This window comes from Nocardia sp. NPDC055050 (assembly GCF_053608345.1).
This window is the reverse complement of sequence record NZ_JBSGVG010000007.1, coordinates 59,579-85,819: the sequence shown is the minus strand read 5'-3', so window position 1 is coordinate 85,819 and position 26,241 is coordinate 59,579. Positions and strand designations below refer to the sequence as shown.

Genomic DNA, 26,241 nt, shown 5'->3' with positions numbered 1-26,241 from the left:
GGCCGGACCGAGTGTGGGTCTACTCGCCGGCCCCGAGGGGCAGATCGGGGTCGGCGGGCAGCTGGGGGAGTGGTCCGGAGCTGAGGCGCTGCGCGGTTCGCTTGTTCACGCCGAACATGCGCAGGGCTCGATATGCCATGTCGTCGGCGAGTGCCGCCGCGTCCGCATCCGGATCGGCGTCGAGCAGTTGCAGCAGTCCCAGCAGCGTTCCGCCCGCCGCCATGACGGCCAGATCGGGATCCATCGGTTCGAAGCGCCCTGCCTCCTGCGCGGCCACGATGTCCTGACGGGCACGGGGCGCGAGCCCCTCGTCGCGCAACATGACCCCCATGCCGGAATGCAGGACCACGCGCACCATCTCGGGAAGTCGGCGCTGTAGCCGTCCGGTCAGCCGGAAGCTGACCGCGAAGACCTCGGCCGGGTCGTCGTAGCGAGCCACGACCTGGTCGCGCATCGTGCTGTAGACGTTCAGCGCGGACCGCACGGCCTCGTCGAAGAGCTGTTCTTTGGAGTCGAAGTGGTTGTAGAAGGAGCCGAAACCGACGTCCGCGGCGTCGGTGATCTCCTTGATGCTGACCGATGACTTGCCCTCGGACAAGAACTTCCGCGCAGCGCCGAGCAGCGCATTGCGCGTGCGTTCCCGGCGACGATCGGTACGCGTGGGTGTGGTCTGCTCGGCTGTCATCTGCCCTCCACCTCGAGTTGCCGCAGCAATCATAACTGATCGGATATTCAGTACCGATGCGTGCGACTCGTGGCGTGGGTGTGGCGGTCGCTGTGGGCCCGGCGTCGCACCCACAGCGACCGACCGGCGCGAAGGGTCGGCTCAGCCGATGGCGCCGGACAGGACGGGCAGCATCTTCACGACCTGGGCTTCCCAGTACTTCCAGGCGTGGACACCCGAGGAAGGGAAGTCGTAGGTCACGGTGGTGGCGCCCAGTGACTTCATGCGTGTCTGGAACGACCGTGAGTTGGTCAGGGACAGCGTCTCGAGTGCCGAGCCCTCCGCGGCCTGCTTGCTCGGCTCCCCGGCCTCGGACGGCACGCCGTTGGCGGCCGACACCCACAGCTCGGTCCCGTTCCGGATGAGAGCGGGGGCGAGGAACATGGGATCCATCCACTGCCATTTGTCGGAGGTCGGCGAGCTGATCATGCACGAGATGTTGTACCCACCAGCCTTGGCCATGGCGGCCGAGATCGCTCCGCGCATGCCCGGAGCCGACGGGTTCAGATATCCGGACAGGGACGCGGCATAGCTGAACTGGGCGGGATGATGAGCGGCGAGCGCGAACGCGGCGCTACCACCCATCGAGAGTCCGATGACACCGTTGCGGGTCGGGGACAGGCCGAGCCGTTCGTGCAGGGCGGCGGGCAAGACCCGGGTCAACAGTGTCTCCCAGGTGTAGGTGTAGGACTTTCCCGGCCCGGTGTCGGGTGCGGAATCACCGGCGATTTCGGATACGGCGCCCTCCGGAAGGTACGACGGGCGATCCCAATCCATATAGAAACTGGATTGTCCGCCGACCGGCAGCACGACATTGATGTTGTTCTCGGTCAGTGTCCTGGCGACCTCGGTTTCGATCTCCCAGCCGTTGAGGTCCTCACGTGCCCACATTCCGTCGAGGGCGTAGACCACGCGCTGGGTGTTGCCGTCGGCCGCGCGGAATACGCGGGTCTTGACGGGGCCCATATCGGAGTCGACCCAGAAGTCGACGCCGACGGGATCGAACGCGGCGTTCGACCGAGGTGTCGCTACGAGCAGAAACGTGAGCAAGGAGAACAGGGCAAGCCACAATGTCATTCGGGAGAGCGCTATCAACGCTTCGTCTCTTTTCATGGGTTGTCGGAGCCAGTTCGATACTGGTCACCGGGCGGAGGCTCAGCTCGAAGTGGAAGGCCACGGGCGCGCGGGGCCCACCGCGCGCCCGGCTTTCCGACCGCTACTTCGACTGCTGCTGGCTCTGCACCGACGGCTGGTTGATCGTGGTGTAGTACTGGACCGCGGCGTAGATCGCCACGGGCGCGGCGATGAGCAGCTGTCCCGCCAGCACGCCGAGGAAACCACCGGCCGCCACACCCGCGATGCAGCCCTGCACCTCGGACGGGAGTCCACTGAACATGGTCGCGAGCGCGCCGGTCAGTGTCGCGCCGGTCGCGCCGCCGATGACGCAACCGACCGCCGCGCCGCCGATTCCGCCGACCATGGCGCCGATCGAGGCGCCGAGTCCGATCGTGCTCGTCATGCGGGCCCAGGCGTCGCGCTCACGGTCGTAGTCGTTCTTCCAGGTGGCCTGCTCCTCGTAGGGCAGGGCGACCGGCTCATAGTGGGCCTTGTCCAGGGTGAACTGCGGAGTGAGCGTCGCAGTCCGCTCGTTGATCTCAGCTCCGATGGGGAAGACGAATTCGTCGACGCGGAACTTCAGTTCGGTGCCGGCGAGAACCTTGCCGTCCGGTGCCTTCACCTTCAGGGCGCCGTCCTCGACGACCAGGGAGCCCGCGTCGATCTGGACGAGCGTGGACGTGTCGGTCGTGGTCGTCGTGTAGTTCACGACGCCGAGGTCGTCGGCCGGGTCGGCGTAGGCCGTCCCGGTGCCGGTGGCCAGCGCGCCGATCAGGATCGCTGAGACGGCGGTGAAGTGCTTGATGCGCATTTCTGTTCCTTCTTCGTGGCGGAGATTTCCCGGGGAGGGTCTGGTGGGTCGGATCAGCCGAGCGCGGACAGCCAGTCGTGCAGCCAGGTGACGGCGGTGTGCCGGCCGTCGACGGGGTAGCTGCCGTAGGACATGTGCGTTCCGGATCCGTAGAAGTGCGCGAGCTGTCGCGCGCGTTCATCGCGGGCCTGGTCGGTGAGCTCGCCCTGTTCGTCGGCGGATCGCAGGGCGGTCAGCATTTCCGCTGCTCTGCTGCGGTAGCGGGGCAGATCGTCGGGGTGGTCGGCGGAAACTCCGGCCAGGGTGCCGGCGATGGCGATGACGAAGTCCTCGTCGTCGGTCGAGCAGTACAGATCGCCGACGGCGCAGATCGTGCGGACTCGAGCCGTGATCGAGCCGAACCCGTCGGGGCGCGGCCCCCGGACGCCGACGCCGCGGGCGGGCGGGCCGACCTGGGCATCGGCCCGTGACCGCTGGGGATCGGAGAGCAGGCCGACGGCCTGCACGCGATCCGGCGACACGACCCCGCCGCCTCTGCCGATCTCCGCCGCCAGATCACCGGCGGCGTCGGCACCCTGGCTGTAGCCGACCAGCGCGAAATCGGTGCCGGAGCAGCGGTCGGCGATGGTTCGCATCATCTCGCGCGCGGTGTCGACGGCGACCCGCTGCGAAGCGCCGTAGACCTTGCCCTCCCAGGGGAAGGCCGTCGCGGGATAGTCGACATAGGCGACCTGTTGGCTCGCGGGGAGGCCGTCGGTGACGCCGGCGAGCATGCCGGGGCCCGGGGTGTGCCGGGCTTCGCCGGTTTCCCAGGTGCCAGGGATCGCGATGACCGTGAGACCGGGGCAGCCCGGATCCGCGGCGGCGCTGCCCGTCACCGTGCCGGGCACGGTCGTGAGCGCGATGGCCGCACCGGCCGCCAACGCGATGGCCGCGGTGTGCATGTTCGTCCGCACCGGTCTGGCTCCGTTCGTCTCGGGGAGGTCGGCAGGAGCGTGACCGGCGTCATCGGCGGAACTGCGCCCTGGTGGTATAAAACGTCACAGATGATCATCTGATCAGTCAATCGTCGTCAGAGAACTCTCAAGCAATCGGTAAACCTCCGACAGGAAGCGTTTCGACCGGCAGAGGAAGTGAATTCAGGTGCACGTAGCAACCACGGCGCGAACGGTGCGGCCGCGCGCCGTGGACGCCCGCGAGGGTTCCGCGGCCCCGGGTGCGAGCGGGATGGTGCTGGTCGTCGACGACGACGCCGACGTTCGTGAATCGCTGGAACGTGGTCTGCGTCTCAACGGCTTCGCGGTGTGTACCGCGGCCGACGGCGCGGCCGCACTGACGGTGACCCGCGAGCAGACGCCCGACGTGGTGGTACTCGATATCGAGATGCCGGGACTGGACGGGTTGGCCTTCATCACCGCGCTGCGCGCACTCGGCAACGACGTGCCCATCTGTGTGGTGAGCGCTCGCACGCGGGTATCGGACCGGATCGAAGGGCTCGAGCTGGGCGCCGACGACTACCTGACCAAGCCGTTCGACTTCGTCGAATTGACCGCGCGGTTGCGTGCGCTGCTGCGCCGCCGCGGCAGTGGCTGGAGCACCGCGCAGGACTCGGTGACCATCGGGGTGTTGCGGGTCGAGTTCGCGGCGCTGCGGGTGACGGTCCGTGGCCGCGAGATTCCGCTGACACGGCGGGAATTCGAGCTGATCAGTGTCCTGGCCACCCATCACGGGGAGGTCGTGACCCGCGACCGGCTGCTGGAGACGGTGTGGGGTTACGACTTTCGGCCGCAGACCAATGTCGTGGATGTCGTCGTGGGGCACATTCGCCGCAAACTCGAAGACGACGGCGTGCCCCGCCTCCTGCACACGGTGCGCGCTGTCGGGTTCGTCCTCCGGGAGGAAGGGCCGTGAGGGGGAATCTCTCGCTGCGAACGCGGGTCGCGGTGGCGGCGGCGACGGGAACGACGCTCGTCGTCGGCGCGCTCGCCGTCTTCCTGTTCGTCGCGATCGAGCGGAACAACATCAGGCACGTCGACGAGCAACTGGACATCATCACCGGCCTGGTCGAAGCGAATGTCGGTACCGCGCAACTGTTCATCGGCAGCGTGCGCGACGGCGGCGTCGCCGCCATCACCCTGCACCAGGACAGCGCCGTTCTCGCCAGCACGTCCACGCGACTGCCGGAGCTGCCCGAGGGGCACCAGACCCTGGTGCTCGACGATGCCGGCTACCGCGTCAAGACCATGACGGTGGAGCAGTCTCCGATCGGCCCGCACCTCGTGTCCGTTGCCGCGCCACTGTCCGCGGCGGAATCGGTGACCCGGGAGCAGCGTCAGCGCGTCCTGCTCGCCGGGGCGGCGGCGATCGCGGTGGCATCGGGATTGGGATGGCTACTCGGCGGCCGGGCGATCCGGCCACTGATCGACCTGACCCGCAGGATCGATGCCGGTGACGAATTGCCCGAGGTGAGAGGATGGTTCCGTGTGCGGGAAGCCGATCGACTCGCCGGTTCGGTCCGGTCGATGCTCGCGCGGATCGACTCCGCGCAGCAGCGCACGATCTCGGCTCTCGAGACAGCGCGCACGTTCGCGAATACGGCCGCCCATGAGCTCCGAACCCCGCTCACCGCCATCCGCATGGACATCGAGATCGCGCGGGATGTCGAACTGGTGCCCGCCGAGCGCGCGCAGATCCTCGACGACGCGCTCCGCAAACACGGCCGGGTCGAATCGACGCTCGTGGCGCTGGAACTGCTCGCCGCCGGTGAACTGACATCGCGCCACATCAGTGAACCGTCCGACGTGGTCGAGCTGGCCTACTCGGTCGTCGCGGACACGGCACGGACCCATCCGGAACTCCACCTGGCCGTCTCCGGCGAGCAACGGGCGGACTGCCACTGTTCCCCGGCTGGGATCCGCCTGATTCTCGATAACGCGATCACGAACGCGGTCCGCCACGGCCGCGCCACCCGAATCGAGATCTCCGTCCACCGAACCGGTGACGGATTCCTGCTCGCGGTAGACGATAACGGCACCGGGTTGCCCGAGAACGAACGCGACGTGGTGTTCGGTCGATTCCGGCGGGGCTCCGGCGCGGCCCGCGAAGGATCGGGCCTCGGCCTCGCCCTGGTCGCGCAGCAGGCCGAACTACACGGCGGACGCGCGGAACTGATCACGAGCCCACTCGGCGGCCTACGGCTCGCCGTCGTCCTCGCCTGCCCCGATCCCCGAGGTGCCGACGGAGCTGAGATGTCCGACCGAGTCGAGTAGCGGGAATGACACTCTCACGACGCCACTTGACTGATGTTTACATCGCATGTGATTCTCTCATCAACTGATGGGAGTGGGCAATGAAAGACCAGCTGGAACGGAAGGAATCGAACGCGCGACGAGCCGGCGCCGCCCGCTTCCGGCGCACACGGGGTGGTCGGACCCACACTCCGATCCGCCACGACCCTGCCGCGCGCCCGGCGAAATCGAATCCGCTGACAGGAATTCGCGCACGGGTGATGGCCATCGTGCTCATCCCGAGCATCGTGTTCGCTACTGCGGTGATCGTGGTAGGCCTGCACCTCATCGAGGAGAACCGGCAGAACCGGGCGTGGGCCGAACTCATCCTCCGAGTGGCGCCGCAGGCGGTGGACTTCAGTGAAGCCATGCTGCGGGAACGTCGATTCGCGATGGCTCGCGTCGCACGGCCGGAACTCGGCTCCGACGAGCTCAACGCCCAGCGCCTTCGCGTCGACGCCGCCGGCACGGCACTGCTGGAGGCCGCATCGTCACTCGGCGAACTCACCACCGGAGCGTTCGACGATTCCGCTCACCAGCTGCGTGACACGGTCCGCCGACTCGGCGCCGTGCGCGCGCGTACGGTCAGCGGTACCTCGACAGTCGACGAGGTGTACCAGGCATACAGCCTGCTCACCGCGACCGGGACGATCGCGGTCGAGGCATTGGTCCCCAGAGCTCCCGACGTGGACAGCACTATCGCTTTGACCACGACCGCGACCTTGCTGCGCACAGCTGACGCCATCTCCGCGGTGCACGCACTCGTCGCGGCCGCAGACGCAGAGACAGCACTCGACCAGGCCGCCTTGCAAGCGTTTGCCACCAGGGTCGGCGCCTACCACGCCGACCTGGACTCACTGGCACACAAGGATGATCCCACCATCCGGCAGAGGCTCGTGCAACTGACCTCCAGCCCGCAGTGGAGACAATTGGTCGAGTTCGAGAACGCCGTCGTGGCCAGAGGCGCTGCCCCCGCCCCGTCGGACCGCGACGACCCCACCGAGCCGCTGCCCACCGATTCCGTGGCGGCACAGCAGATTCTGGGGCTGATGGTGAACGGCCTGTTGACGCTGTGGCGCACCAACTTCGCCGGTGTCCAACAGCGAGCGACCGACATCGCGGACAACGCCGTGCGCACCTCCGCCCTGACCATGCTCGCAGCGCTGATCATCGCCGCCGTGGCGTTCGTTCTGACCTCATGGTTGGCGAGTGGACTCATTCGACGACTCCGACGCCTTCGACTGCACACGTTGGCCGTCGCGGACACCGAGCTGCCTGCGATCATGTCCCGGATCGGTGCTGGTGAGGCGATCGATCTGACCTCGGCTCTACCTCCATCCGACTTCGGTGACGATGAAATCGGGCAGTTGGCACAGGCTTTCGACACCGCACAGCGCGCGGCGGTGTCCGCGGCGATGGCCGAAGCCCGGACCCGCGGCGCGGTCAACGCGATCTTCTTGAACCTCGCACACCGCAGCCAAGCCATGGCGTCTCGCCAGCTGGAAGTTCTGGACGCCGCGGAAGCTCACGAGGAGGACCCGGACAAGATGGAGCTGCTGTTCGAACTCGACCATCTGGCCACTCGCGAACGTCGCAACGCCGAGAACCTGATCATTCTCGGCGGTGAACGTCCCGGACGGCAATGGCGATATCCGGTGCCGCTCAGCGACGTCGTGCAGGGGGCGATCACCGAGTCCAAGGACTACACGCGCGTCACACTCAACCGCTTCCCTGATGTCTCGGTCAACGGCGGCGTCGTCGCCGACACCATCCACTTGCTCGCCGAGCTGGTCGAGAACGCCACCTACTTCTCATCCACGACCGCACCCGTCACGGTCTCGGGCGGACTCGTCGAAGGTGGCGCCGTCGTCGAGGTCGCCGACCAAGGGCGGGGACTGTCCCCGCGGGAACTGAACCGAATCAATCGAATTCTCGACAGCGCACCGGATTTCGGCATCATGCACCTGTCCAGCGATGCGCGCATGGGGTTGATCGTGGTCTCGATCCTCGCCGGCCGCAACGAGATCAAGGTTCGACTCACCGAGTCGGACCACGGCGGAGTCACAGCGCACGTGTTCTTACCTCTCACCTTGCTCGATGACAGATCGCCTTCGGAGCCCGCCGGCGCCGGTGATGCACGCCCGCTGCTCCGGTAGGCATCACAGGCGCGCACGCGCGAGATGTGCCGACGGCTCGGTCCTGCTCGGATCCGGGACACGCCGACGCGCAGCCCCCCGAGGCGCGGGAAGAGTGCCGCGGTCGACCGATTGCCGCAAGCGACGTTGTTGACCGGGTTGGTGTCGAGGACGTTGTGTAGGACGGCGATGTCGCGCACGGCTTCGGCGAGCTTGTTACTGCCGATCCCGGTCGACGAGAGCGAAGTCGGACGTCTCCACGCCCAGTAAGTCGTTGGCGAGCTGGCCGGTCGTCGACCGAGTGGATGGCGCCATGACAGGTCCGTAGCGAGTGACGGCTTCGCGCATTTCGGCGAGCAGTACGCTCAGTGACGCGTCACAGAGGACCAACTCGCCCACTAGGCCGCCCCTGGTCGTCGACTCTTCCCTGCTCGGGGTGGAGGCAGCTCGATGGTGGCGGGCGAGTTGACGGAGGGCTCCCGGAGGAGTCATCGACTAGTGCCATTTTTGTGCAATATGCGTGAAGAAATGTTGGTTCCCTGCCTGCGGCACGGGAAGCGTGGCAGACGGATCCAGGTCGCCATGGGTTGATCGCTAGACCACCCGGCTGAGCGCGCGCAGGTCCGCGTCCAGCTTCCGGAACAACCAGTACACGGCGACGAAGGCGAGCCCGCCGGCCGCGCACAGCCCCAGTACCGAATCGCGCACGAGCCACAGCTCCTCGGGTTCGAGAAAGCTGAATCCGGCCAGCACCCCGACCACCGGCACCGACGCCGTCACCGCGAGGTAGACCGTGGTCCTGCGGCGCAGCCAGCGCAAGTCGGCGGAGTCGCGCTCCGTCATGCGCCCGTGGCGCAGGTAGCGGGGATAGACGCAGCGGACGAGATAGAACGTGGAAAGGAAGAAGGTGTAGGCGACCGAGATGGTGCCCGCCACCAGAACAGTCATCGCCGCATGGACCTGCAACCGCACCGGAAGATCGGTGAACCAGCGCAGCAGCAGCACGGCCGTCCCGGTGGCGAGAAGCGCGGACAGCAGGGTGTTGAGCGCACACAGGTCGCCCCACAGCAGTGTCCGTGACCGCACCCGCGCGAGCCTTGCCTCGTCGTAGCGTCTGCCCTTGCGCAAGCCGCGAAGAACCTCGAGCTGATCACGTGAAATGCAGACGTAGATGACAACGGCCAGCAGAAAGCCACAGAGGATGCACACCATCACGCCCCTGTTGATCTGCGCGTTCGCGGCATCGGGCAGGCGCTCTCTGATCAGTTCCTGGGCGTGCACAGCCAGGTACAGCGTAGCCAGGCCGACACCGACCATCGATGACAGCCAGAGGGTGAGGGTGGGCCATCGCGACAGTCGCGTTCGCCAACTGTCCGGCGGCGGATCGACGAGGTCGCGGGCCCTCTTCTCGAGGCACAGGTCGAACTGCTGGGCCACTTCCGAACCGGACGAATAACGGTCCTCGCGGTCGGGCGACAGGCATTTCAGGAGCACGCGGCGCAGCGCCATGGGGCAATCCGGCGGAAGCTCCGACAAGAATGCCGCCTCTACCGGTCGGCGCCGCAATTCGAGCATGCGGGCCAGCGACGTCTCCGACTCGCCCGCGGAGGTCTCGTCGGGGAAGGGCCGCCGCCCCGTGAGCAATTCCCACAGCATGACGGCCAGCGCGAAGATGTCGCTGCGAGTATCGAGATCGAAAGCGGTCGCGGGCAGGTCCGGATGGCAGGCTTCGAGCTGTTCGGGCGACATGTACGCCAGGGATCCGCCGAAGTAGGCCAGGGGGCTGGTGCCCTTGACCCGTTGGCTGAAGCTGACGTTGAAGTCGGCCAACTTCGGCACTCCCTCGGCGCTCAGCAGCACATTCGCGGGTTTGATATCTCGATGCAGCACCCCTCGCTCGGACGCGTGCTGCAGCGCGTCCGCGAGTCGGCGACCCAGCCAGGCGACGGTCTCCGGCCAGGTCAGTGCCGCGGTCCTGGTCCGGATCGCCGATTCGGTCGGCCGGACCTCACCCTTCGCGGCGAGGACCTCGTCGACGGCGTCGAGCAGCAGTTGCCCACCGTGGCGTTGCGACGGCGTCGAGCGGCGTAACCGCAGCACGTCGAGCAGCGTCCCGCCCGGTAGGTACTGCATGTAGAGCAGCTTCAGCTGGCCGTCGGCGATGAGCCGCTGGTCGAAGATGCGCACGATGTATTCGTGGTCCAGCTGGGCGAGAGTCTGCGGTTCGATGCCGTGGTTGTGGGAGATCTTGACCGCGACGAGTCGCTGCATCGATTGTTGCCGAGCGAGATAGACCTGGGCGAAGGCGCCGGCGCCGATCCTCATCAGGAGGTCGAAGTCGTCGACGTGGTCGCCGACATCGACGGCGTCGAGCAGAACCTGCGCGCCGGGACGCGCGATGATCGTGCTGTGGTAGTCGCTCACGAGGTCGGGGCTGGTCGCCCCCGCGGTCACCGCATCCGCGGTGGGAGCCGCATCGGTCGCCTCCGATCCGCGGCGCACGGCATGGAATTCCTCATAGACGAGCTCGGCGGGCAGCGGACCATCCCGCAGTTCGGCGAATTCCGCGCGGTATTCGATCAGTCGTTTGGGAAAGTGATACCGAAGCCAGCGGTATTCGAGGTCGATCTTGATCAGTTCGACCAGAACGGTGTGCCGCGCCGCGGGTTCTCCGGGGAGGAACGCCGAGAGGTCGGGTGGAGAACCGGCCGCCCAAGCCTGCGAGAGTTCCGCCACGGCACTGGCGAGCGCGGTGCGGGTTCGTTCGGCTGCATCGACCAGGTCGATCGGCTCGGACATCGGCAGCTCGAGATCAGCCTCGGGCGATCACAGAGCGGCTATACGCGATGCGGCACAGTTGCCCCACGTCAGCTCCTTCCATCAAGACTCCCTTGCTCAAGGGTATCGCTCCGATTCGAGCAAATGGTGCGCCTCGGGTCCACTGCGCCGCCGGTGTAGCCGGACTGTTCTGTGCCATGCCGGTGGAAGTCCGTCCCCGGGGTGGCCGGCCGGTGCGAACTGTGTCCGCTCTGGTGAACCGGGCGCCAGTGAGCGGTCGTCGGCGCCCGAGACCCTGGAATCGATGCTTGCGGGATTATTGCGATAGTGAGAAAGAGCGGTGGAACGGGTCGCCTTTCGTGCCGACTTAATTGGTCATAGTCCCAGTTTGCCGGAGGTATTGTCGCGCCATGCCGGTGGACCGAAGGTCGGTTTGCTGAAGGTGTGCTGTGTGTATCCTTTGCGCGTCCTGGTCGACAGGGGCGAGCGGGTGGCCGTTCGCCTCATGAGGGTCGGAGGTTTGTGCACACATGGTTTGGCATCGCTCGGTTCCGCGTCCGGCGGCACTCACGCCCGGCGCCGCGACGTCGCATTTCCGTCCCGAGCTGCTCGATGCATCGAGCCCGGAAGGGCTGCGTGATCTCGAAGCGCTGACAGCGTCGGGTTCGGTCAGTGCGGTGCACGACACGATCGAAGATCAGCTCGACGAACTGATCCGCTGCGAGGACCCTGCGGTCGCGCAGTCGACCGGCTCACTGGTGGCGTCCCGTCGTCGGATCTGTGACGGGACTCCGTTGTGGCAGTGGGGGACGTGGGTGTTCTATCCGTGGAACGGCAGGTTGGTACATGTGCTGCCGCGCAAGGTTTTCCAGCGGGTACGGACAGATCGGAATCGCAACAAGATCGACCGAGTGCAGCAGCGAGTCCTGCGTGAGCGCCGAATCGGTGTGATCGGGCTGTCGGTGGGCAACAGCGCGGCTGTGACGCTGGCGATGGAAGGGGTCGGCGGATCGTTCCGATTGGCCGACTTCGACACCGTCGGGCTGTCGAATCTGAACCGGCTGCGGGCCGGGGTGGGCGATCTCGGGGTCTCCAAGGCCGTGCTGGCGGCGCGTCAGATGTTCGAGATCGACCCCTATCTCGATATCGAGGTGTTCACCGACGGGTTGACCGAGGAATCGATCGGGCCGTTCTTCGACGGAGTGGAGGGCACCCGTCCGCTGGATCTGCTGGTGGAGGAATGCGACACGGTATGGGCGAAAGTCGCTGCCCGTGAGTACGCGCGGCGCCGAGAGATCCCGGTACTGATGGACACCAACGATCGCGGCTTGCTGGATGTGGAGCGTTTCGATCGCGAACCCCATCGCCCGCTGTTCCACGGCCGCATCGGTGGGTCGACCTCGTCCGATGTCGCGGGGATGAACCGGGGCGAGCTGCTGGCTCTTCTGCTGGCAGTGGTCGATGAGCCGCGGCTGAGTCCGGCGATGCGCGACGCTGTCGGTGAGATCGGCCGAAGCCTGTGCAGCTGGCCGCAGCTCGCCTCCGGGGTGATGCTCGGCGGCGCCTTGGTGGCGGACACGGCTCGCCGGATCCTGCTCGGCGAGCTGATCCCGTCGGGGCGAACCTATATCGACCTCGACGAGCTGATCCCCGCGGTAGGCCCACAGATCGCTCCGGCATTCGTGCGGGTGATGGAGGAAGTCCGTTGACGATCGATCTGCGCAATGTGGAACTGGTCGGTCCGCGGCTGCGGTTGCGTGATCTCCGTGCCGGTGATCTGGGCGTCTATCAGCGGATCTTCACCGACCCGCACCTGACCCGATACATGGGCACCGACAGCATGGGCGTGCGGGCGGCCGCGACGTCGTTCGACGCCGCCCTGCGTTCCCGAGGCGAGACTCCGCGGCGCAAGTACACATTGGCGATCACGGCGCCGGGTGAGGACACCATGGTCGGCACCATCGGCCTGCTGGTGGAGGATTTCGGCAGCAACGCGATGATCGGCGGTCTGGTCGTGGTTCCGGAGGGGGCGCTGCGCGCGGGCGGTATCGAGGCAGGGCGGCTGTTGGCGGCATTCGCCTTCGGGCCGCTCGGGATTCACCGAGTCTGGGCGGGGCACCGCCACGATCATCCGGTGATGGACACGGTGATGTCGGGAGTGGGCTTGACGCCGGAGGCGCGGCTGCGTCAGCTGTACCGAACCCAGGGTCGGTGGCGCGACGTGTGCATCTATGCGGCTATACGGCCGGAATGGGCTGCGACGGCGACACCTGCCGAACGTCGAATCCTGGCGTTACGGCCTACCACGGCAAGGGAACACGCCACTGTGGGCCGGTGAAGTCGGTGCGGCAACCCTGCCGAATCGGGCTCCGGGCGCGCCACGGCGCGATAGCATCGCCGACTACAGACCCCCGAATCGCCACCACCCGAATACGCGCAGCGCCCGGCGATGGGAGGGACACCACCGCCGACGAGAATCCGAAGTAGAGATCACAAATGGCAGTGCTGATCGACTCCGACTACTTCACGCCGGCGGACCGGCGGGAGGCGGTCACCGCAATTCTGCAGGAAGCCGATATCGGGGCCACCCTGCAGATGTGGGATTCGCCGGCCGAAGTGGTCAGCCGTCATCAGGCCTGGATGCTGGGTCCGATCGCGCTCACTCGCTCGGAGGTATCCGGTCATCAGGTCTGCCGAACCAGTCGGCATGAGCGAACCACGCCCAGCGACACCCTGACGGTGACCGTGCAGAACGGACAGGTTCGCAGGCACGAACAGTTCGGTGCGCAAACGCTGATCGAGCCCGGCGCCTGCGAAGTGATCGACCTGGCCACGACGTTCGCCTCCGGCTGGCACGGTCTCGGCGGAACGCTGTGCCTGCAGCTGTCCAGGGAGCGCCTCGGCATTTCCGCGGAAACGGTCGTCGCGGCGCATGGGCGGCTGGCGGCGTCGCCGCTGTACCCGATGGTCACGGCGCAGATCCAGCATCTGGTCGGGATCGCCGACCAGCTCGAAACGGATCCGGCCGCTGCTTCCGTGGGTGAGTCGTGTCTGGAAATGGTTCGGGCGCTACTGATCTCGGCGGCCGGCCGGGGGCCGGGTGACGGCGCCGCCATCCCGGAGCAGCTGCTGATCGAGCAGATCCTCGGGTATGTGCGGACCCACCTGTCGGATTCGGACTTGAAGATCCCCGATATCGCCGCCGGAAACAACATCTCTGTGCGCCACCTGTACAAAGTCTGCGCACAGTCGGGTATCAGCCTCGAGCAGTGGATCATCGAACAACGCCTGGTCCGGGGCCGCGACATGCTGATCGACAGAGGCTACGCGCACCGGTCCATCGCGTCTGTGGCCGGCGCCGTGGGTTTCCGCGACGCCGCCCACTTCGCCCGGCGATTCCGCGAGGCATTCGGGATGACGCCCCGTGACTGGCGCCGCAGCGCCACCGATGTGGGCAACCCACCGAAGTAGCCGGAGTTCCGCGCCCGGATGCACGCACGTTTGTGCGTGCACAGTCAGTTGCCGTGCAGTCACAGCCTCCTTCGCAGGCCGATTCGCCGATACCTTTCGAATGTGGCTGCGCGAGACCGCATCAGGAGTACGAGGGTTCGCCGACGGGCACCCGCGCCGATGCGGTCCGCGCGGAGGGCATCGAGAGAAAGGGGAGACCATGTCCACGATCGGCAAAGCGATTCGGGCGGCAAGGATGGCCTCCGGGTTCACCCAGGCGGAGTTGGCCGACTGGATCGGAATCGCGGACGGAAACCAGATCAGCCGGTGGGAGCGCGATGTGGTGACACCCAGTGCCGACAATGTCGGCGAGTTGTCGAGAGTTCTGGGGGTGCGTCTCGACAACTCGGTCGGCGATGCCGTGACGTGCTGATCTGAATGCTGGTGTGTCGGCTCGATGCAGGTCGAGCCGACACACCAGCGAGGCTACGAAACGACCTGGGAGCTCAGGTAGTTCAGGAGGATCAGGACGTCGTCGCCGTAGTCGACGTGAGCCTCGGAGGCGTAGAAGTTGGCCATGTCCACGCCTTGGCGGGCCAGCTGGACGAGCTCGTCGATGGTGGCGGGGTCGGCGATGCTGAGCAGGGTTCGGGTGGTCGCGCGGAGGTCTGCTCGGAGCCCGGCGGCGACAGGGCCGAGCACGGAACCTGTGAGGTCGGCGCCGGTGGCGGCCAAGGTCGCCAGGTCGGTGGCGGCGGCGAGGGGGTCGTTGCGATCGAGGGATTCGACCGCACGCCACAGGATTTCCTGAATTCGGCCCACCCTGTCGGCGATGCTCAGAAAATCGATGGGCACGAGGGCGTCGGCGATGACGCTGACGGCTGCGGTCCAACCAGCGGGGTCGACGGCGGCGGCCGCGCGGATGACCTGGGCGACCAGGACTCGGTCCACACCCGCGGCGGCCTCGACCAACGGGGACAGGGCAACGTTCAGGGCATTCGCGGTCCGGTGCGCACCGCGAATGTCACCCGCCGCGATGAATTCCGAGAGGTGGGTGAGGTTGTCGAGAATGGTAGGCAGGTTCGCCGCGGTGGCGGTCCAGCCGGCGCCCATGGTGACAGCCTGAGCGATCAGGCTGCTGGGATCGACCGTGGCGGGGATGACATTCGCGATCGGTTCGGGATCACCGCTCAGGACCCGGCCCAATACAGCGAGGAACGGGGAGGTGGTGGCATCGAGGGAGCAGTACAGGTCGCCGTCGGTACACAGGGTGCGAACCCGGTCTGTCAACGCACCGAAATCCCGGCTTCGCGTTCCGGCTATGCCGAGGCCGGGCTGCGGATTGCCCAGGGAGAGTGTGGTCTTCGGATCGCGGTGTGGATCGGCCAGTAGTCCGACACCGACCACTCGATCGGCATCGATGGGGCCGTCGCCATTGCCGATCTCGGTGGCGAGATCGCCGATGCCGTCCGCGCCCTGGCTGTAGCCGGCGAGGATAACCCGCGTCGAGCGGCACAGGCCGCGCATCATCTGGTGCAAGCGGGATTCCAGCGTGCCCAGGGACTCCGCGTAGCTCAGACCAAGGTCGAAAGCGCTGGCGGCATAGGGCACATAGCGCACGGTGATGTCCCGGCCGAACTGCCGTTGCAGGCCATCGCCGACGGGCTGGAGCATCCCGACGGGCACCCCGGGATCGGCGCCCGGCGTGGTCTCCCAGGTCCCCGGCGCGAAGATTGCCGTGTACGGGGTGCAGGGCTGCGTGCTGGGTGTCTCCGCCCGCGCGACGCCGACCGCCGCGGTCCCGACCGCGACGACGGCGGCAACCAGCATCGCCGCGGCGGATCTCGACAACCTGTCCATCGTCCAATTCCTCTGTTGCCGAAGGGAATTCGTGACGTACGACAGGTGCCGAGTTGCGCCGAACCGTCCGTCGGGGCCAATTCTCGCCACTCGCAGTCGGTTTCGCCGAGGTTTTCAGACACAGTTTCATTTCAGATTAGCTGCCGGGGGCCGCGCGGTGTGACGGTCGAGCCTTGGCCTGCGGCTTTCGCGTTGTGCAGTTTTCGGCATCATGCCCGGTCGTGGCGAGCGGGCTGCCAGGCGGTGACGGCCCAGATGACCACCACGCTGATCGCGATGATCACGATGGACCACGCGGGATAGTAGGGCAGGGACAAGAAGTTCGCGATGATCACCAGTGCCGCGATGCCCACCGCCGCGTATCGCGCCCACGCGGTGCCCGACATCAGACCGATCGAGCAGACGATGGCGATCACGCCGAGGACGACATGAACCCAGCCCCAGGTGGTCGCGTCGAATTCGTAGACGTAGCTGAAGCCGGCGACATAGAACTCGTCCTCGGCGATCGCGGAGATGCCCTCGAGGATGGAGGCCGCCGCGGCGATGAACAGCATGATCGCCGCCAGCACGGAGATCCCCTCGGCAGCGGCTTGCCGCGCGAAAGGCTCTTCTTCGGGAACGGGACGATTTGCGGAAGGATTGCGCTCGGTCATGGCAAGCCCCTTGCTGCGGCGATATTCCGCCATCGCGGATCTCCGAGACTCCGACAGGTCGCAATGACAGGCAATCGCGTACTTCGGTAGGGACGGCGGATTGCGCGGCACGCCGGTGCGCAGCGCCGACTGAAGGGTGGTGCTCGCGATCGGAGTTCGATCGCCCACGATCCGTCTAGCTCGACACGCAGCGAGTTTACCGGAGACTCGCCGCTTGATGCGGCGATGTTTCAGGTTCGCAATCCGCGCTCGCGGCCTTCCGCGAACCCCCGGCTGACTGACGTGGTGGCCACTCGTAATAGCGGTGGGCCGCCGGATCGGTGGCGCATGCCGGCCCGAAGCGCGACGACACCCCGGCTCGACCGAGACCGCCTGCCGAACGGCTCGATTGCCGGATGATTGCCGTTGCTGGTGGGGCGGGGACAAGTCGCGTGCGCGCCGGTCGGAGTGAACTCCCGAGTCCGGAAGCAAGCGAATCATGCGCGGCCGTTCCCGAGCATTGGAGGAGTTCACGGTATGACCTGGCCCAATTCGATTGTCCGGGTGGTGATTTCGTGGGCAACAATGTCGTCTTCGGCGCACCCGGGACTCGGCCGTGGACCGCCGCGGTGGTGAAGGCGGAAGGGTCGTTGTCGACCCCTCTGCTCGCGAATTCAACCGGGGTCGTGTCGCCGCATTCAGCGCGCATTCTCCCTCGGATACCGGATCGGGTGCCTCCCCGCGAGCACGGGGAGACACCCGAAAACAGCTCTGCACGGCGGTCGCCACCGCCCGCAGAGCAGATGCAGACACTTGGAGAACTCTGCGATGACCACAGTAGATGTACTCGTCATTCTCGCGCGCCCCTATGGCGTCCGCCGATGACCGGGCCCACGATCACCCACGAAGTAGTTGTCGTCGGGGCGGGCTTCGGTGGGCTCACCATGGCCGCGCAGCTGAGACAGGCCGGGGTGCGCGACTTCCTGATCCTCGAAGAAGGACCGGAGGTCGGCGGGGTGTGGCGGGAGAACACCTATCCGGGCTGTTCCTGCGATGTGCCCGCGCACCTGTACTGCTTCGCCTTCGACCCCTATCGAGACGTTCGCGTGCGTTATCCGGATCAGCAGGCGATCCTGACCTACATGCGGGAGGTCACCGACCGCAACGGTCTGCGTGCGCATCTGCGCTGCGATACCGCCGTGATGGCCGCCGACTACAGCGACACCGACCGCACCTGGACCCTGACCACGACCACCGGGGAGCGGATCCGCACCGACGCGGTCGTGTGGGCGCTCGGCCAACTGCATCGACCCGCGATTCCTCGGTTGCGGGGAGCGCGGACCTTCGGCGGCCGCGCGTTCCACTCCGCACGGTGGGATCACACCGCGGACCTGAGCGGGCAGATCGCCGTCGTCGGTACCGGTTCCTCGGCGGCGCAGATGATTCCCGAGCTGGCCCGAGTCGCGGCCGGTGTCACCGTGTATCAGCGTTCCCCGTCCTGGGTGCTGCCCAAGCCCGCCGCGTCGTTCGGTCCGCTGTCGCGGTGGGCGCTGACGCGTGTGCCCGGTCTGCACGACCTGTATCGGGCCGGGATCTACCACGCGGCTGATCTGGTTCTCGCGCCGATCATGCGCGCGGGGTGGTCGGCGGGACCGGCCGAACTCGTTGCGCGCGCCCACCTTCGGTGGCAGGTGCGCGATCGTGAACTGCGCGCGAAGCTCACACCGAACTACCGGATCGGGGAGAAACGGATCCTGCTCGACAGCGGATACTATCCGGCGCTGACCCGGCCACACGTCGAACTGGTCACCGACCGCATCGACCGGCTCGGCCCCGACGGGATCCGCACTGTCGACGGCACCGAGCGCCGCGCCGACGTCATCGTGTGGGCCACCGGGTTCCGTGCGCCGGAGTTCCTCGCCGGGGTGCGGATCCGTGGCCGTGGTGGAGTGGATCTGCACGACCGGTGGCGGCGCCGAGGTCGACCGGCCGCCTTCTACGGACTCGCGGTGCCCGGCTTTCCGAATCTCTACATGATCGCGGGGCCGCACTCGTTCACTCCGTCGAACAGCAACCCCGCGGTCAAGCAACACCAGGCCCGGTACATCACGCGCTGTCTGGCCCTCAGCGCGGACTGGGGTGCGCCGGTGGAGGTGACCGAGCGGGCGATGGCGCGCTACCTCGACCGTCTGGATCATGCTCTCGCCCGGACCATCTGGTGCGACGGTGCGGCGACGGCATGGTGGAAACGCGCGGACGGCACGGTCACCAATGCCTGGCCTGGAACCGTCAGCGAGTTCGAACACGAGATCGTCGGCAGCGATCCAGCCGAGTCGTTCGCGAAGGTGGCCGCGATCACCGGAGCACGCGACGCCGATCGAGAGGTCGCGGAGCAGATCACCTGACCGCGCTGCGGCGGGCCTCGGCACTACCGGCCGAGGCCCGCCGAGCAGCGGCGCCGCACAGGGGGCGCTGCACCTCGTCGCCAGGTCACGGCGACGGGCGAGCGCCGACGCGTTCGGCTCAGGCCACCGGCGGGTGTTTGCGGGCGCCCATCGACTCGGCCGCGAACAGCAGCACCACCGCCGCGATGACCGCGAGGACGAAGCCCCAGAAGTTGAGCTCGGTGATGGAGCCGACGCCGATGAGGCTGGCGATAACGCCCGCGATCAGCGCCGCCACCATGCCGAGCACCAGGGTCATGCCCATGCTCATGTTCTCCTTACCCGGCTTGAGCACCCTGGCGAGCACGCCGACCACGGCGCCGATGATCAAGAATCCACAGATCTGAACAATCGCGTTCCACATCGCTCGAACCTCCACGTTGTGCCGATGGCCGGGGAGTGCCGGTCAAGTTCGATCATTTCTCCCCTTCGCCCGGAGAACCAGGGTCGTGTCCTCGGCGTTGTCGAAGCGTGTCCGCGCCGACGCCGGATCACCCCATCGCCGTCGATGCTGCTCAGAACTGAGGATCCACCCGGCACTCGCTCGCGGACCGGCCCGCCGGGGCAGTGCCGTCGCCCTGCTCGAAACGCCACTGTGTGATCGGACCCGCCTGCCGCCAGCGCAGGCCGCGCCCGTCCGGCACGGCTTCGTAGACGGCTTCCCGACCGCTGACGAGCTGCTCACCCACGCAATAGTCGTTGTATCCGGTGCCCGGCTGGACCGCCCCCGCGCTGAAGCGGCCGGTGGGCTCGGCGGCGGCGCCCGGATTGGCGACCGTGCTCGTCCGATGCGTCGATGCTCCGCGATCCCAGCGCGCGTCCCCGGCCTGCGATCGGCCGCAGGTGAAGGTCCAGCCACCGGCGACGACGGTGGCTCCCTGTGTGTACGGGGTGCCCGCCCACGAACAGCTGACAGCGGTGTCCGCGGACGCGGTTGCCGTCGAGAGCCCGAGCAAGCCCGCTACCGTGACAGCCGATGCCAGCGTCGCGACACCGAGACGCGGTCGAACGGTTCCTGAAATATCCTGATTGCCAACGGTTTCCATTCTTCGATGCTCCCGTCGGGACGGGTCGGGCACATCAGGTCCCGACCCGGAGCTTCAGCTCAGGGATTCCCCTCGGTCCAGGGTCGGCGCAGGCTCAGCAGCACGGTCCGAGGCGCGCGCTCGGGCGCGGGGTCGTGTCGCTGTTCGGCACTGCGGCCAGGAACGCGTCGAGGTCGACCCGGCGCCCGCCCACCCACGTGCCGTTGACCCGGGCGGTCTCGCCCAACGTGGCCGGGTCGACCTCGTAGGGGTCACCGGACAACTCGACGAAGTCGGCCAGCTTGCCGACCGCGATGGACCCGATCAGGTGATCGCGGCGCAGGGTTCGGGCGGCGTTGATCGTCTGCGCGCGGATCGCGTCCTCGAGCGGAATCGCCTGATCGGCGCCGTGTACGGTGCCGGCGCGGGTGCGTCGGGAGGCGACGGTCTGGATGTTGACCAGCGGCGACGGTGGCGAGACCGGCCCGTCGTTGTGCAGGGACACGCACGCCCCCGAGGCCAGCGCGTCGGCGGTGGGCTGCCACCGGCTGCCGTGTTCGTGGTCGAAGATCGCGCCGTCGAGCAGATCGCCCCAGAAGTAGTACTGGAACGGTGACAGCGACACGTGCACGCCCAGCCGGGCCGCTCGGTCCATCTGCGCGCGGCTCGCTCCGCCCAGGTGCTCGATCCGCCACCGGTGATCGGTGCCGGTCAGGCCGTGGCGCTGCAACGCTGCCTCGTAAGCGTCCAGGGCCAGCTCGACGGCCAGATCGCCGTTGGAATGGAACGACATCTGCCAGCCCGCGGGCGCGGCCTTGTCCAGAATCTCGTCCAGCTGCGATCGGGTGTAGTTGAGCGAACCGGTGCCGCCCGCGGTCGCCGGGTCGATACCGGCGCGCCGAGTCGCGTCGGTATCGAGGTAGGGAAACGACGTCGCCGCACTGCCCACCCAGACCGCACCGTCGGTCCAGAGTTTGACGCCGGCCTTGCGCAGCATCTCGTCGCCGGCGGCGAAGGTCTCGGGCTCGGTGTAGGTGTCGGTGGTCGACATCTCCCACAGGTTGACCCGCAGCGGGCACGATGTGGTGGCGGCCAGTGTTTCGTAGTCGTGTGCGGTCTGCGGGTCGTAGGCCATGTCCGAGGTCGTGGTGTACCCGGCGCGCGACATCGCCGCGAAGAACCCGGCGCCGCTGAGCAGCGGGCTGGGCATCTCGGCGATCAACGGCGTCATGACCGCGGTGAGCACCGGCACTTCGAAGCCCTGACCGTCGAGCGAGCCGTCCGGATTGCGGCCGTAGTGACCGCCGTCGGGGTCCGGTGGCGGGTTGTCGGACCAGCCGTAGCGCTCGATGAGCGCGGTGTCGAAGTAGATGCCGTGCGCGGAGTTGTCCAGGACCACGGCCACCCGATCACCGAAGATCGCGTCCAGGTCCGATGCTGTCGGTGCCGCGTGTTCCTGGAGCAGTGCGTCGAACCCGTTGAACACCAACGGCGTCGACGGGTCGGTCGCGGCGATGGCCGCTGTGAACACGGCCACCACATCGTCCCAGGTCGGCGCTACCCACGGGGTGATCTGTGCGATGGGTGGTTGGGTGAGGACCCCGCCCAGGAACGGATGCCCGTGCGGTTCGACGAACCCCGGCAGCAACGCTCGCGCGCCGGTATCGATGACCTCGGCGTCCGGGGCCACCGCCGACACGCACTCGGCCAGCGACCCGACCGCGACGATGCGTGAACCCGAGACCGCGACGGCGTCAGCGCGGGGGCGGTCCTCGTCCATGGTGATCACGGTGCCTGCGGTGAGAATGAAATCCGACACAGCCAACTCCCTCGCTTGTGGTGTTCGAGGCGGAGAAGAATTCGGCCGACCGTGGACACCGATTCGGCGGCAACAAAGGTCGGAAATGCTGCTGACCAGCCCAGGCTATTCCCTGAGGGCTACCGGCGGAGAGGGCGACACGCGTGTCCGATCGCAGGTCGAGCGGGCCCGTTGGACGTCGGCGCCGTGTCGAGCCGAGCGGTCGCGTATGCCGGTTCCGGACACGTTTATTCGGCGGTTCGCCCTGGCTCCGGCAGTTCGGCGTAGAACTCGCGCAGTGCGGCCGTGACGCTCACGAGCACGCGGTGCGCGGCCGTCAGGTCGCTGTCGGGCAGGGCGGACAGCGCGTCGCGGGTGCGGGAACCGAGTGGTCCGAAGAATCCGGCGGCGACCGACATGCCGTGGTCGGTATAGGTCAGGTTGACCCGCCGTCGGTCCGCCGGATCGGGCACGCGGTCGAGGTGCCCGGATTCGATCATGCGCTCGACCAGGTAGGTGACGGCGGGCGCGGAGACGCCCATCAGCTTGCTCAACTGGCCCGCGCTCACCGGTGAGCCCTCGGCATCGGCCGTGGCGACGTGCATCAGGGCGCGAAAATCGTTCGGGCGCAGGTCGTTCGATCGCGCGAAGACATGACCGATCTGTTCGGAGATCGCGGTCAGCGCACGCAGATCCCGGGCGATGCCGGTCTCGAGCGCTGTCCGGTCGGCGGCCGGGTTCGTGTCGGCGGTGTCGTCATCCACGCGCGGCCTCCTCTCTGTCCGACAGGCAGCTTAGCCGTCGGAGCCGCCGGCATTGCCAATTAGTTAAGTTTCTGAAATAGTTTCGGCGTGATGCGAGTGAGTGACGGAAACGGTTGGGACCGGTTCGCCGGGCTGGTCACCGGTCGGCGATCGTGGGCGGTACTGCTCGCTGTCGTCGCGGCCGCCATGGCGGTGATGGCGCTGGCGGGGAGCAACGACAGCGCGGGCCAGGCCCCGGTGTCGTTGCCGCGATCGGCGGAATCCGCCCTGGCCGCCGAGGCCGCGGCACGGTTTCCCGATGCCGGAACCGCCGCCGCGATCATGGTGGCGACCCGCGACGACGGCGGTCCGCTGACACCGGCCGATCTCACGGCAGTGGACGCGGCGCTCACCCGCGCGGGTGGTTCGCCGACCGACGATCCCCGGGTGATGCTCGCTCCCGACGGGCGGGCCGCGCTCGCCCAGATTCCGGTGTCCGCACAGCTCAACGGCTTCGCGCTCACCGATCGGGTCGACGAACTGCGCGCCGCCGTCAGTACCGATCTACCCGATGCGCTGCGCGTGCAGATCACCGGCGGACCGGCCTTCGGCGCCGATATCGCCGACTCCTTCTCCGGTGCGAACTCGCTGCTGCTCATCGTCACCGCGATCGTGGTGATGGCCCTGCTCATCGTCACCTATCGCTCCCCGGTGTTGTGGCTGGTGCCGTTGACGGTGGTCGGGCTCGCCGACCGCGTCGCCACCAGTGTCGGCACGCTCCTGGCCGAGCTCACCGGGCTCGCCTTCGACGGTTCGACGTCGGGCATCACCAGCGTGCTGGTCTTCGGGGCGGGAACGAACTACGCGCTGCTGTTGGTATCGCGGTATCGCGACGAACTGCATCGCCACACCGATCATCGAGTGGCCTTGCGCGCCGCGGTGCGCCATGCCGCGCCCGCCATCGTGGCCAGCAATGTCACCGTTGTCCTGGCTCTGCTGACGCTGTTGCTGGCGCTGCTTCCCAACACCCGCAGCCTCGGCGCGTTCGCCGCCGCCGGACTCGTGGTGGCGCTGATCTTCGTGCTCGCCGCGTTGCCGCCGGCGCTGGCACTGTGCGGTCGGCGGGTCTTCTGGCCGTTCGTGCCGAAGGCGGACGGTCGCGACGCGGCCGAGCAGGGCGTCTGGGCGGTCGTCGCGAAGCGGGTGGTGCGCCGCCCTGCCGTCGTGGCCGGGGCGGCCTCGGCGGTGCTGATCGTCTTCGCGACCGGGCTCGCGACCACCGATATCGGGCTCTCGCAGACCGAGCAGTTCCGCGTCGAGGCCGAGTCCGTCGACGGGCTCGAAACAATGGCCGACCACTTCCCGTCCGGCTCGTCGGATCCCGCCGTGGTGATCGCGCGCAGCGAAACCACCACCCGGATCCAGTCGGCCCTCGACGGCGTACAGGGCATTTCGCGCGCCACCGCTACCGGTACCTCTGCCGACGGTGCGACACGGTGGTCGGTCGTTCTGGAGGCGCCGCCCGGCTCGGTGGCGGCGTTCACCACCATCGAGGCGATCAGGACGGCGGTCGGCACCGTCCCCGGCGCCGAGGCCCTCGTCGGCGGTACGGACGCCGAAGCGCTCGACATCCGCGACGCCGCCCGCCGTGACCAGGCGCTGGTCATTCCACTCATCCTCGCCGTTGTGCTGCTGGTGTTGCTGGCACTGCTGCGCGCGGTGCCCGCCGCCGTGCTGCTCGTCGGCGTCACGGTGCTCAGCGCGCTCGCGGCGCTCGGTGCGGGCAGCTGGATCAGCGGCACGATCTTCGGCTTCCCCGCCCTGGACACGAACGTGCCGCTGTTCGGCTTCCTGTTCCTGGTCGCGCTGGGGGTGGACTACACGATCTTCCTGGTCACCAGGGCCCGCGAGGAAGCGGGCGCGCACGGCACCACCCAGGGCATGGTGCGCGCGGTCGCCTCGACCGGAGCCGTGATCACCAGCGCCGGTGTGGTGCTGGCCGCGGTGTTCTGTGTGCTCGGTGTGCTGCCGTTGATCACCCTGACCCAGTTGGGCATCGTGGTCGGGATCGGCATCCTGCTGGATACGTTCGTGGTGCGCACGCTGGTTGTCCCCGCGCTGTTCGCGCTGCTGGGCGACAAGGTGTGGTGGCCGGGATCGCTCGCGAAAGCCGAAGCGGCACAGCCTGCTTCGACCGAAGCGGTGGCCGTGGACTGAGCTCCGCGGTGAAATCGGCGGACTCCGCTGCGTCGTCGAACATTGCGCGGAAATCGGCGCAGGCGTGCGGGAGAATCGCGGAATGCGTATCCGAATCGTGGGGACACAGCTGCCGGGGTCGTCCTGTCGACCGCCCGGGATCGAGACGGCGTACTCGAACATTCATGTCGGCGTGCAGCGCAGGAACCGGCCACAGGAGCTGCTCGACCTACAGCGTGGTGACTCGGAAACCGTCACGTGGACGGTCGAGTGCACCGTCCACGAGACCGACGTCCGAGGGCCCTACGTCCAGGGCCGACCGGGGGAGCGGTTCCTCTACCTCAGCTGGGTCAGCGACGAGGACACCGCAACGCTCACGATGTTCCGGCGCGCCAAACTGATGCTCGCCGACGTTCCCGCAGAGACGCTGGCGGCCGCGACCGAATCGGGCGTGCTCGAGGCTCGTCTCGGCCTCACGGACGCGACCGGAAACCCGTTGTGCGCGAGGGTGGAACCCGCGTCGATCCGCTGGGCTGCCGCGACCTGACCACAGCATCGACCCGCGGTGCTGGCGTGCGCCACACTCTGTCGGACCGCGGTGGCAGGATGCGAAGGGTGGGTGACAACTTCGAACGGATCGTCGATCTCGATGTGGCCGCGGCGGATGCCGAAGCGTCGGCGGAGGCGACGATCGACTGGATGGTGTCGCGGGGGTGGCTGCTGCGGGAGACCTCGGCGGACGCGATGTACAGCCTCCACGTCGACGAAGGGTATGTGGCAGGGCCCGCGTGGGCGGAGATCGCCCAGGATTGGGGCGCCGAGTGGATTCCCGCCCCGGTAGGGGTCATCGTCGGCCGCCACGCCCACTACGGCGGCCAGGGTGAGATCGCCCCGGCCGACGCGACGTGCCCGAGCTGCCGGGCAAGCACGGTGATCATCGACTACCCGCGGGCCTGGGAACCTGATCCCGCAGTGTGGCAACCGTTTTCGGACGCGATCGAAGGGTGGGAGCAGACGGGCACCGGTGCGGTGGCATGCACCGCGTGCGGTACGGCCGGCGCGATCACCGACTGGCAATGGCCGTGGGGCTTCGCCCTCGGCGCCCTTGCCTTCGACTTCTGGGGCTGGCCACCGCTGACCGACGAATTCATCGCCGAGTTCACCGCCCGGCTCGGCCACCGCGTCGAGCACCACACCGGCAAGTTCTGAGCCGTGTTCGGTGCCGCGGGTCACAGTCGCCCG

General features: G+C 67.6%; 22 protein-coding genes. 11 read left to right on the top strand and 11 right to left on the bottom strand.

Annotated features, from left to right (window positions below):
• Nucleotides 1–19 precede the first annotated feature (19 nt).
• The 4 genes from ACWGCN_RS09625 to ACWGCN_RS09610 form a co-directional block, all read right to left on the bottom strand.
• Nucleotides 20–685 carry a TetR/AcrR family transcriptional regulator gene (locus ACWGCN_RS09625; RefSeq protein WP_378871194.1) on the bottom strand — a complete coding sequence of 222 codons (666 nt, stop codon included), beginning with the start codon at nt 683–685 and terminating at the stop codon, nt 20–22.
• Between the two features lie 141 nt (nt 686–826).
• Complete coding sequence (locus tag ACWGCN_RS09620) at nt 827–1,801, bottom strand: alpha/beta hydrolase (RefSeq protein WP_452459124.1); 975 nt, start codon at nt 1,799–1,801, stop codon at nt 827–829.
• A gap of 139 nt (nt 1,802–1,940) precedes the next feature.
• Complete coding sequence (locus ACWGCN_RS09615; RefSeq protein WP_378871200.1) at nt 1,941–2,651, bottom strand: hypothetical protein; 711 nt, start codon at nt 2,649–2,651, stop codon at nt 1,941–1,943.
• Between the two features lie 53 nt (nt 2,652–2,704).
• Entirely contained in the window at nt 2,705–3,607 is a 903-nt protein-coding gene (locus tag ACWGCN_RS09610; protein ID WP_452459123.1) for a cutinase family protein, read from the bottom strand.
• Nucleotides 3,608–3,878: 271 nt separating this feature from the next.
• On the opposite strand from ACWGCN_RS09610, the gene ACWGCN_RS09605 reads away from it, so the two are divergent.
• The 3 genes from ACWGCN_RS09605 (at nt 3,879) to ACWGCN_RS09595 (ending at nt 8,094) form a co-directional block, all read left to right on the top strand.
• On the top strand, nt 3,879–4,562 hold the full coding sequence (locus tag ACWGCN_RS09605) for a response regulator transcription factor (protein ID WP_452459138.1): 684 nt from the start codon (nt 3,879–3,881) through the stop codon (nt 4,560–4,562).
• Nucleotides 4,559–5,920, top strand: coding sequence for a sensor histidine kinase (locus tag ACWGCN_RS09600; protein ID WP_452459122.1), 1,362 nt, complete (start codon nt 4,559–4,561; stop codon nt 5,918–5,920). The genes ACWGCN_RS09605 and ACWGCN_RS09600 overlap by 4 nt, the downstream gene beginning before the upstream one ends.
• Before the next feature lie 80 nt (nt 5,921–6,000).
• On the top strand, nt 6,001–8,094 hold the full coding sequence (locus ACWGCN_RS09595; RefSeq protein WP_452459121.1) for a nitrate- and nitrite sensing domain-containing protein: 2,094 nt from the start codon (nt 6,001–6,003) through the stop codon (nt 8,092–8,094).
• A gap of 573 nt (nt 8,095–8,667) precedes the next feature.
• On the opposite strand, the gene ACWGCN_RS09590 is transcribed toward ACWGCN_RS09595, so the two are convergent.
• Nucleotides 8,668–10,872: a serine/threonine-protein kinase gene (locus ACWGCN_RS09590; RefSeq protein WP_452459120.1), complete on the bottom strand. Its 2,205-nt coding sequence runs from the start codon at nt 10,870–10,872 to the stop codon at nt 8,668–8,670.
• Nucleotides 10,873–11,381: 509 nt separating this feature from the next.
• On the opposite strand from ACWGCN_RS09590, the gene ACWGCN_RS09585 reads away from it, so the two are divergent.
• From ACWGCN_RS09585 to ACWGCN_RS09570, 4 genes are all read left to right on the top strand, one after another.
• Nucleotides 11,382–12,560: a ThiF family adenylyltransferase gene (locus ACWGCN_RS09585; protein ID WP_452459119.1), complete on the top strand. Its 1,179-nt coding sequence runs from the start codon at nt 11,382–11,384 to the stop codon at nt 12,558–12,560.
• A complete protein-coding gene (locus ACWGCN_RS09580) occupies nt 12,557–13,189 on the top strand; it encodes a GNAT family N-acetyltransferase (protein ID WP_378988837.1) in 633 nt (210 codons plus the stop codon). The genes ACWGCN_RS09585 and ACWGCN_RS09580 overlap by 4 nt, the downstream gene beginning before the upstream one ends.
• 158 nt (nt 13,190–13,347) lie before the next feature.
• Nucleotides 13,348–14,322 (top strand): helix-turn-helix domain-containing protein, encoded by a 975-nt coding sequence (locus ACWGCN_RS09575; RefSeq protein ID WP_378988839.1) that lies wholly within the window; start codon nt 13,348–13,350, stop codon nt 14,320–14,322.
• A 199-nt stretch (nt 14,323–14,521) separates the two neighbouring features.
• Nucleotides 14,522–14,734 (top strand): helix-turn-helix domain-containing protein, encoded by a 213-nt coding sequence (locus tag ACWGCN_RS09570; RefSeq protein WP_378988841.1) that lies wholly within the window; start codon nt 14,522–14,524, stop codon nt 14,732–14,734.
• 53 nt (nt 14,735–14,787) lie between these two features.
• Here ACWGCN_RS09570 and ACWGCN_RS09565 read toward each other — a convergent pair whose 3' ends face one another.
• Nucleotides 14,788–16,161: a cutinase family protein gene (locus ACWGCN_RS09565; RefSeq protein WP_452449170.1), complete on the bottom strand. Its 1,374-nt coding sequence runs from the start codon at nt 16,159–16,161 to the stop codon at nt 14,788–14,790.
• Between the two features lie 209 nt (nt 16,162–16,370).
• Nucleotides 16,371–16,814: a DUF7144 family membrane protein gene (locus ACWGCN_RS09560; RefSeq protein ID WP_378626797.1), complete on the bottom strand. Its 444-nt coding sequence runs from the start codon at nt 16,812–16,814 to the stop codon at nt 16,371–16,373.
• 860 nt (nt 16,815–17,674) lie between these two features.
• Here ACWGCN_RS09560 and ACWGCN_RS09555 point away from each other — a divergent pair.
• Nucleotides 17,675–19,198, top strand: coding sequence for a flavin-containing monooxygenase (locus ACWGCN_RS09555; protein ID WP_379315727.1), 1,524 nt, complete (start codon nt 17,675–17,677; stop codon nt 19,196–19,198).
• A 118-nt stretch (nt 19,199–19,316) separates the two neighbouring features.
• Here the strand turns inward: ACWGCN_RS09555 and ACWGCN_RS09550 are convergent, their stop codons facing one another.
• The 4 genes from ACWGCN_RS09550 to ACWGCN_RS09535 form a co-directional block, all read right to left on the bottom strand.
• Complete coding sequence (locus ACWGCN_RS09550; protein ID WP_378988847.1) at nt 19,317–19,601, bottom strand: GlsB/YeaQ/YmgE family stress response membrane protein; 285 nt, start codon at nt 19,599–19,601, stop codon at nt 19,317–19,319.
• 151 nt (nt 19,602–19,752) lie between these two features.
• A complete protein-coding gene (locus ACWGCN_RS09545; protein WP_452529001.1) occupies nt 19,753–20,283 on the bottom strand; it encodes a hypothetical protein in 531 nt (176 codons plus the stop codon).
• 94 nt (nt 20,284–20,377) lie between these two features.
• A complete protein-coding gene (locus tag ACWGCN_RS09540; RefSeq protein WP_452458279.1) occupies nt 20,378–22,081 on the bottom strand; it encodes an amidohydrolase in 1,704 nt (567 codons plus the stop codon).
• Nucleotides 22,082–22,308: 227 nt separating this feature from the next.
• On the bottom strand, nt 22,309–22,824 hold the full coding sequence (locus ACWGCN_RS09535; protein WP_387442669.1) for a MarR family winged helix-turn-helix transcriptional regulator: 516 nt from the start codon (nt 22,822–22,824) through the stop codon (nt 22,309–22,311).
• A 90-nt stretch (nt 22,825–22,914) separates the two neighbouring features.
• On the opposite strand from ACWGCN_RS09535, the gene ACWGCN_RS09530 reads away from it, so the two are divergent.
• The 3 genes from ACWGCN_RS09530 (at nt 22,915) to ACWGCN_RS09520 (ending at nt 26,208) form a co-directional block, all read left to right on the top strand.
• Nucleotides 22,915–25,020: an MMPL family transporter gene (locus tag ACWGCN_RS09530; protein ID WP_452458282.1), complete on the top strand. Its 2,106-nt coding sequence runs from the start codon at nt 22,915–22,917 to the stop codon at nt 25,018–25,020.
• A gap of 82 nt (nt 25,021–25,102) precedes the next feature.
• Nucleotides 25,103–25,546, top strand: a complete 444-nt coding sequence (locus ACWGCN_RS09525) for a DUF5990 family protein (protein ID WP_452458278.1) — start codon at nt 25,103–25,105, stop codon at nt 25,544–25,546.
• A 68-nt stretch (nt 25,547–25,614) separates the two neighbouring features.
• On the top strand, nt 25,615–26,208 hold the full coding sequence (locus ACWGCN_RS09520; protein ID WP_452458277.1) for a hypothetical protein: 594 nt from the start codon (nt 25,615–25,617) through the stop codon (nt 26,206–26,208).
• Nucleotides 26,209–26,241 lie beyond the last annotated feature (33 nt).